This window comes from Streptomyces sp. NPDC002671 (genome assembly GCF_053592475.1).
In genome coordinates, this window is sequence record NZ_JBSFVU010000117.1 from 1 (window position 1) to 5,665 (window position 5,665).

A 5,665-nucleotide genomic window follows, 5' to 3' on the forward strand; every position below is an offset into this window, starting at 1 on the left:
GCCGTGCCTGCATCGGCATACGGGCCCGCAGCAACCCGACATGACAGCCCATCACCGGGCGATCTCACCCAACCCGTGACCTCGCAAAGTCCCTGCGTCCACATCAAGGCTTCCTCACCCAACCCGGACGAGGCCCGCTACCAGAAACGGACTTGACGCCCACTCAAACACACGACACAGCGTCGTCCACGCCAACTCATAGACATACGTTCGAACTTCCATATAAGGTCGCGTAATGGATAAGAGACGGAAAGCTCTGACCCTCGCAGCATCCGTGACCGCACTGACCGCGGCATCCCTGACCCTCGCGCCGCCAGCAAGCGCCGCCGGCGGGATTGTCCCCTACAACGGGGCATGCGGGTCCGGATATTCGGTGATCGACCACAGAGACATCAGCCTCCTGAGCGTAGGGATGGCAGCCACCGTTTACCTCACCTACAACGGCGCCAAGAATTGCGTCGTAACCATCAACTCTGATAGCTATAAGCATGAGCTGAATGCAGCGGTTAGCCTCAGTGGCGGCGCTTGGCAGAAGGATGACGGCTACTACTATCACTACGCTGGCCCGGTTTACACGGGGAATTCGGCTGGCCAATGTGTCGACTGGATCGGTGGCATCAATGGCGTTAACGTCGAGGTGGACCACAGCCACTGCCGCTGATCTACACGCCTCCGAAGGCTTTAGCCAGTACGGGCGGGCGAGGGAAAACCACGGACAACACCGGTTGACCCGCCTGCCCTTTCTGCCGCAATTCCTTACTCGACAGGAATTGCGGCAGAACACATTTCGCTAGCCCGGATAGAAAACAGCCAGCGCCACCTCGTTCTCTGGTTTCCAACCATCATTAGACAGCTCCAGGAGCCCCTCTTTGGAGGTTACAACAAGGGGAATTTCCCTGTTCCCGGAAGCCGTGATGTTTGTGACCTCAGTGACACTAGGCAATGGCCCCTCGTTGCTGATCGATCCATCGCACTGAACATATTGAATCTGCTCCACGCCATCGGGTTCGGTCCCGATCACCACCATCCTGCTGTCACCTGCCCATGACATGGCTCGGGTCTGCTCCAGCTCCGGTGTTACAACGCGCAGTTCATGCAGGGAGAACGTGGAACGCTCGTCGTTCTCGTCCTTCTCCCGCTCGATCCGGCCCATGAGTAGGGACTGCTTGCTTCCCTTCTCCACGACGAGCGCGATCCGCACCCCGTCGGCGGCCACCCGCACAGCCTTGATGCGACCAGGCAGCTCCGGGGTTCGAACTACCAACGGCTCGTCGTTGCCATGCTCCAGCAGGAGCAGCCGGGGGTTGTCGGGGTCGCGGTCGGCCACCCACAGGTCGCCGCGCCTGTCCCAGCTGGGTGCCGTCAACCGGTCATGATCCGTCTTGCCGTGACTGACCAGCACGGGGGCTCCGAGTGAACCGATGGAGGCCAGTGCCGCGACGTACAGGTCCTTGCCATCGGCGCTAACCCCGGCCGCGGTGTGCTCGTCACGTGAAACAGCCGCCGACCGCAGCTGCTTGTTGCCCTCTCCGAGCACTCCGGGTACCAGCTCTGCCTTGATGCTATTGTTGTCGGCCGCCAGCCGTGCGAGCCGGTGCCTGCTGTCGACGAAGTACAGGTAGTCAGGATGCTCCACCGAGGCGCGCGAGGCGACGGCGTCGGCCAGGTCCTTGCTGAGCGAGCACAACCGCGAGCTTCCGGACCGCAGCTCCACCTGATCCACCGCGGGGGTGAGGCTCTGTAGCGTGAACAGCAGCTGGGCCGCCATCTCGTTGCACTTGCGCTCACCGATCCGCGCAGCGTTCGTGTTCAGCGGCACGATCAGCTTGTTCTGGTCGTCGGGCGTCAGCGTAGTGACGTCCTTCTGCAACGCCGTACCTGCGGGGAAACTAGTCCGCACTACGGGATCGAGCCAGTTCGTGGGCCCGTTGAGCAGCGAGCGGACCGTCTGAGTTATGGGATCCATGCGCCGACGCACATACACGGGATCCGCGACGGCCACGGGCTGCGCCGCCATGCCGACCGCGGTGTCCGAGGCGAAGTAGTACTTGTTGACGGATATGTAGTTGCGCTGGAAGTCCGAATTGCCGATGACGACGCCCTGCGGGAGCGAGTCGATGCGCCACTGCTTGGTCTTCTTGTCACGCGTGAGATGCACCGGCGTGTTGTAGGCGCCGTTGGCGGGCGAGTACGCCTGCTGCGCGTCCAGCGTGGCGACCTTGGTGCCGGTCAGCGTGAACGAGAGGGTGTCGCCGTCCTTACGGCCGCCCAGGGTGTCGATGCCGGGCCCGTCCGCGAGGACCGTGGTGGACAACCCCGGCTTCCACGCATCCGACGCCGCCTTGGTCAGATACTGACGCGCCCTCGAATAGTTTGGATCGTCGCTGGTCAGCGCTTCGAGGAAGCCGGAGACGATTTCCGAGGGCTGGGCGTTGTCCTTGGGCGGCATGGCGAAGACCCGCACCTGGCTGTCCTGCTGCGGCGTGGATTCGACGTCAGTCAACCCCCCACTGTCGGGCATCGAGGCGCACCCCGCCAGCAGTGCGACACTGCAGAGGCCGTACGTCACCGCGCGCAGCGGCATGCTCCCGGTGCCCCTCTCGCGGTCAGTGTCCACGGAATGCCTCCCCTTCCTTCTTCGAGTCCTCCGGCGCGATGCCGGTAGAGCTTGAGATCTCGCTCAATGTCCCGTCCTGGCTGGGCGTCTCGTCCTGTAGTTGTGCTCCGGAGGTGGGCCGGGCGCACCGGGCAGCGCCGTCGGGTCGGCGACGGGGGTCGCACCGGCCAGCCTCGGGGCTATCGACAGTATCTGGTCGCCGACCGGCTGCGCGGGTACGGAGGCGACTTTGTCCCCACGCCTGCAGCCAACCACCGTGCAGCTGCTCGGCCTCCTGGGCGATGGACGCCCGAGGCCCGTACCGTCGGTAGGACGCGCGCGTGCCGGATCAGCCCGCCAGGAACGGCTGAACACGTGAGCGTGGCCTCGCCGGACCTCGATGCCGTAGTCGGGCACCGTGGCCGTCACCGCCCCGTCCGCCGCGGCGAGCTTGACCACGTGATTGCGCAGCACTTGCTCCACGCGCCGCGCGTCCGCCACGTCGTTGACGACAAGGACTCGTACCTTCATGAAGGCATCATCCCATTCTCATGACGATGGCGAAGGTGCAGGTGAGCAGGCTGACTGGCCCGTTGGGAGACAAAACAACGCCCGAGTCACGTTCGACCGTTCCACGCCAGCGACCGCCACTGCTCGGCCTTGCGCCGCCAGTAGGGGAGGTCGACACCGGACATGACGAACTTGTCATAGTTGTGGCAGTCGAGACTCCACGGGCAGTCCTCGCCGCGAACGACGGGCTGGAAGGTGCAGTGCCCGCCCTCGGCGGGGGTGTGGAGTGTCGGGCGAGGTCGATGGTAATGGCCTGGACCGGTGGCGAGAGCTTGCCAGCCTGGAAAGCTGCATCCTCATTGGCACCGCCTCACCCCGTGACGACGAGGGGAGGTTTCAGTCCCGTCAGTCCCGTGGGTCCCGGCATGGGGCGCCGCGGGTGCGTGGGAGTAGCTCGAGGCGTACTGGAAGTGGGCAGGTCAGCCCGTCGGTCAGGTGGCGCGCGACCGTACCCTGGTAGTACTCCAGCAGGATTTCGCTGTCTGACCTGTGGGTTTCGCTGGGCGGCTGGAGTGTAGTGGGCCGCGGAGTGGTCAGGGGTGGCCTTCGGCAGGCCGCCCCTCGATCGTGCGACAGCGCCGCAGGTAGTGACAGGGTGCTGGGCAGTCTCCCCACGTGATCACCGCGCGTGTTGCCGAGCAGTGGGACCTGGAACTGGACGATCTCTTCGTGTCCATCGGCCATCGCTTCGGCCGGGTGGAACTACGCCGCCGCATGCGCGACTACGTACGTGGTCTGCTCGCCCCGGTGGCCCGGAAGAACAGCTGGCAACTGGCCGAGCAGGCAGGTCACGCTACCCCTGACGGCCTGCAGCACCTGCTCGCCGGAGCGAAGTGGAACCCCGACGACATCCGTGACGACCTGCAGGAATACGTCGCCGACAAGCTCGGCGAGAACGACGGGGTCCTCATCATCGACGACACCGGGTTCATCAAGAAGGGCATCACCTCCGCCGGGGTTCAGCGCCAGTACTTCGGAACTGCCGGCCGCACCGAGAATTGCCAGATCGGCGTCTTCGCCGCCTACGCAACCACCCTGGGCCGGGCCCTGGTCGACCGCGAGCTCTACCTGCCCAAGACCTGGACCGAGGACCGCGAACGCTGCCGCGCGGCCAAAGTCCCCGACGAGCGGGAGTTTGCCACCAAGGGCGAGCTGGCCCGGCACATCGTGCTGCGGTCCCTCGCCTCGCCGCTGCCCATCGCCTGGGTCACCGCGGACGCCGCCTACGGTCAGGAGAGCCGCTTCCGCCGACTGCTGGAACAGTCAGGCGTCGGCTACGTGCTGGCCGTGCCCAAGTCCCAGTTCACCGCGGGCTGCCCCCGGATCGACGGCCTGTTCGCACAGGCTCCGGCCGAAGCATGGGAGAGGATCTCGTGCGGAGACGGCGCGAAGGGCCCTCGCGCCTACCACTGGGCAGCGGTCCGGCTGCCGGCCGTCACCGAGTTCGACTACCAGGGCGAAGTACCCCACCGCATGCGGTGGGCACTGGCCCGGCGCAGCATCAGCAAGCCCGACCAGATCGCCTACTGCCTCGCTTACGCCCCTTTGGAGACCACCGTTCAGGAACTGGTGCGAATCGCCCGGACGCGCTGGGCGATCGAGGAGTGCTTCCAGGCCGCGAAGAACGAGTGTGGCCTGGACCAGTACGAAGTCCGTCGCTACGTGGGCTGGTACCGGCACATCACTCTGGCCATGCTCGCGCATGCCTTCCTGGCCGCTACGGCGCACCAGGTCCGGGAAAAGGGGGCGGCACCGGTGAGGAAGCCGGGGCAATCGAGTTCACAGTGGCGGAGGTTCGGCGACTCCTGGCAGCTTGTCGTCCCCGACCCCCGCACCTTCGTGGCCACCGAGGACGACACCACACGCTGAGCTGGTCGAACTGGCGCCGACGACGCCAAGCGGTCGCCCGCCGCTGCCACTATCTGCGGCGCTGTCGCACGATCGAGGGGCGGCCTGCCGAAGGCCACCCCTGACCACTCCGCGGCCCGCTACACTCCAGCCGCCCAGCGAAACCCACAGGTCAGACAGCGAAATCCTGCTGGAGTATTAGAGAGGGCCATCTCCATGTCGGTGGAATCCATGATCTGCATCAAGGGGAGTGCACCAACAGTGACGCCTGGAGCGTTGGCCAGCAGGGCGTCAGGCCCGAATGCGTACAGGACTCTCTCGAAGGCTGCAAGGCCTACGGGCTGATCGGGCGAGCCCCCACCAGGCGCAGGCTACTGAAGCGGGGCGGAAGCAGTTACGGCGACAGTGATCGCGGACGACGAGATGCAGTCGACACAGTGGAAGTCGGCTCCGGTGATCTTGTCGCCGTGGTGTGGGCAGGCGTGCACCGAGCACTTCTCGCAACTGCCGAACCCATCTCCGACCGTATGCCGGGTCCCGGAGGTGACAGTGAGCGTTTTCCAACCTCACCCTGAGCTGGTCAGATGCAGCGTGAGTATCGCTTGGACGAGGTTGGTGATCCGGGCGGTTGAGCATCGGAGTTTGCGTAGC

At 65.2% G+C, this 5,665-nt stretch carries 4 protein-coding genes and 1 pseudogene; 2 read left to right on the top strand and 3 right to left on the bottom strand.

Features of this window, described 5'->3' with window-relative positions:
* Nucleotides 1–274: 274 nt before the first annotated feature.
* A complete protein-coding gene (locus ACWD35_RS44680) occupies nt 275–661 on the top strand; it encodes a hypothetical protein (RefSeq protein WP_451357052.1) in 387 nt (128 codons plus the stop codon).
* A 129-nt stretch (nt 662–790) separates the two neighbouring features.
* Here the strand turns inward: ACWD35_RS44680 and ACWD35_RS44685 are convergent, their stop codons facing one another.
* Nucleotides 791–2,584 (bottom strand): LpqB family beta-propeller domain-containing protein, encoded by a 1,794-nt coding sequence (locus tag ACWD35_RS44685; protein ID WP_451357053.1) that lies wholly within the window; start codon nt 2,582–2,584, stop codon nt 791–793.
* Nucleotides 2,585–2,680: 96 nt separating this feature from the next.
* The gene (locus tag ACWD35_RS44690; protein WP_451357054.1) at nt 2,681–3,127 is read right to left on the bottom strand and encodes a hypothetical protein; all 447 of its coding nucleotides are present in this window, start codon (nt 3,125–3,127) and stop codon (nt 2,681–2,683) included.
* A 654-nt stretch (nt 3,128–3,781) separates the two neighbouring features.
* Here ACWD35_RS44690 and ACWD35_RS44695 point away from each other — a divergent pair.
* Nucleotides 3,782–5,035 carry an IS701 family transposase gene (locus ACWD35_RS44695; protein WP_451357055.1) on the top strand — a complete coding sequence of 418 codons (1,254 nt, stop codon included), beginning with the start codon at nt 3,782–3,784 and terminating at the stop codon, nt 5,033–5,035.
* A 545-nt stretch (nt 5,036–5,580) separates the two neighbouring features.
* Here ACWD35_RS44695 and ACWD35_RS44700 read toward each other — a convergent pair.
* Nucleotides 5,581–5,665: pseudogene (locus ACWD35_RS44700) on the bottom strand (IS5/IS1182 family transposase); the annotation flags it as partial.